Origin of the sequence: Empedobacter stercoris (assembly GCF_020281205.1) — a bacterium.
In the GTDB taxonomy this organism is placed as follows: domain Bacteria; phylum Bacteroidota; class Bacteroidia; order Flavobacteriales; family Weeksellaceae; genus Empedobacter; species Empedobacter stercoris.
Genome location: NZ_JACXZC010000059.1, coordinates 1 through 2,073, shown reverse-complemented (window position 1 = coordinate 2,073; position 2,073 = coordinate 1). Strand labels below are relative to the sequence as shown.

The window sequence follows — 2,073 nt, the reverse complement described above, 5'->3', positions numbered from 1 at the left end:
TTGGCTATATTAGCCCTATCGAAAAACTAAAATCTACTTGGCCAGTTGCACTTATAACTTGAACATGGCTTATAAATCTTTAAATTTTCACTTTTGTAAAATATACTATCTCTATTATCTGTTATAATTTCATCGTTATATGAATCATTCATAGAATTATTAATGTTTTTTTTGAACTCCTTTTTTGAAATATTTTGAGAGAAAACTATATTCGAAAATATTAATATGATTAAAAATAAATATGTTTTCATTTAAAGAACGTTTTTCATCATTCATAAATACAAAACCTTTTTTTCTTTAAAGTACGATTTAAACTATCTTTGTGCTACTTTTCAATAGAACATGACAGACAATTATCGTACAATCGAAAAACCTGTAGAGGATGTAATTTTCAAGGAATTGGGTAGCAAATTCATCAACTTTGCGTATCCAGTTGAAAATGAAGATGAGATCAAAATATATTTAGATCAATTACGTGAAATTCATCCTGATGCAAATCATCATTGTTACGCTTATATTTTGGGCATAGACAAAAAAAATCATCGCGCAAATGATGATGGAGAACCAAGTGGATCTGCTGGTTTACCAATTTACAATCAAATTTTATCAAGTGAAATTACCAATATATTAATTGTTTCTGTACGTTATTTTGGTGGCACAAAATTAGGAATTCCAGGCTTAGTAAAAGCGTATAAATATGCTGCTCAAGTTGTATTGGAAGAAGCCACTATTGTTGAAAAATTTGTTTCGAAACGTATTAAAATGGTTTTTAATTATGATCAACAAGGAATTGTTGAACGCAATGTAGAGCGAATTTCGGGCGAAATAAAAGACAAACATTTTTCGGATAAATGCATGTTTACCATTTCGGTGAGAGAAAGTAAAATAGACGAATTTATTCAGATGTTTAAAGAATATTATCAAATGGAAATCAAAATTATTGACTAATGTTAAACAGTTTAACTTCTTTACGTTTTTTCTTTGCTTTTGCTGTTTTTTTGAGTCATTTAACGTTTGTTAAAACAGATTTAGCGTGGTATAACTTTCTAAAAAATAATGTCTTTTTCGAAGGGTATTTAGGGGTTGGTTTTTTCTTTATCCTAAGTGGTTTCGTTTTAGCACTTAATTACGAAAATAAAATCATCGAAAATCCTAACTTCAATAAAAAGAAATTTTACATTGCCCGAATTGCCCGAATTTATCCATTGCATGTGCTTACATTTTGCGTCATGTTACCTTTTGTTATACTAAATGTTTGGCAAGGTACTTTTCATTGGGATATTGCTGGAGCAAATCTATTTTTGTTACAATCATACATTCCGATAAAAGATTTTTACTTTTCTATCAACAATGTTTCGTGGAGTATTTCGACTGAATTATTCTTTTATTTCATGTTTCCATTTTATGTCATTTGGCTGTATAAATTCCCGAAACTGAAATACATTTTATTGTTAGCAATTCCGATTATTATCTTTGCAGAACCCTATTTTAGAACAGATATGAAAATGGAAAAAGCTATTTTCTACATCAATCCTTTGGTTCGTAGTTTAGATTTTATTTTAGGAATTATTACCTGTCAGATCTATAAAAAAATAAAAAAATCACCTATTAATTTACCGAAAGGAACTTTAATCGAATTGGCTGCAATTATCGTTTTATCCATCTTTTTTTACTTCCATAATAATGTTGCAAGAGCGTTTCGTTATGGAATTTATTATTGGATTCCGATGGTTGGAATTGTTTTAATTTTTGCTTTACAACGCGGATTCTTTTCTAAACTATTACAACATAAAACACTGGTTTATTTGGGTGAAATTAGTTTTGCTTTTTATATGATTCACATGATTGTGATAAAATATGGAAACCAATATCTACCTGCAATAAACGATTTTCTGAAGATTGGAATTTATTTCGCCGTTGCCTTAATTTTAAGCGCTTTGACTTTTGAATATTTCGAGAAACCTGTTGCAAAATGGATAAAAGAAAAAGTAAGGTAGTAGACTGCACCCAAAAGTTTGGACAGATTAAAAATTAATAATTATAAAAATGAGTTCGATATTGTATCGGGCTCAT

2 protein-coding genes are annotated in these 2,073 nt (G+C 28.9%); both read left to right on the top strand.

Annotated elements, in window-relative coordinates; translation table 11 throughout:
• Positions 1-342: 342 nt before the first annotated feature.
• Positions 343-948, top strand: a complete 606-nt coding sequence (locus IF125_RS14095) for an IMPACT family protein (protein WP_171622335.1) — start codon at positions 343-345, stop codon at positions 946-948.
• Positions 948-1,997, top strand: a complete 1,050-nt coding sequence (locus IF125_RS14090) for an acyltransferase family protein (RefSeq protein WP_171622334.1) — start codon at positions 948-950, stop codon at positions 1,995-1,997. Before IF125_RS14095 ends, IF125_RS14090 begins: the two co-directional genes overlap by 1 nt.
• Positions 1,998-2,073: the final 76 nt, after the last annotated feature.

What these genes read in the sequence shown, in the direction of transcription:
- IF125_RS14095 (WP_171622335.1), top strand. Translation starts at nt 343, where the DNA reads ATGACAGACAATTATCGTACAATCGAAAAACCTGTAGAGGATGTAATT.
- IF125_RS14090 (WP_171622334.1), top strand. Translation starts at nt 948, where the DNA reads ATGTTAAACAGTTTAACTTCTTTACGTTTTTTCTTTGCTTTTGCTGTT.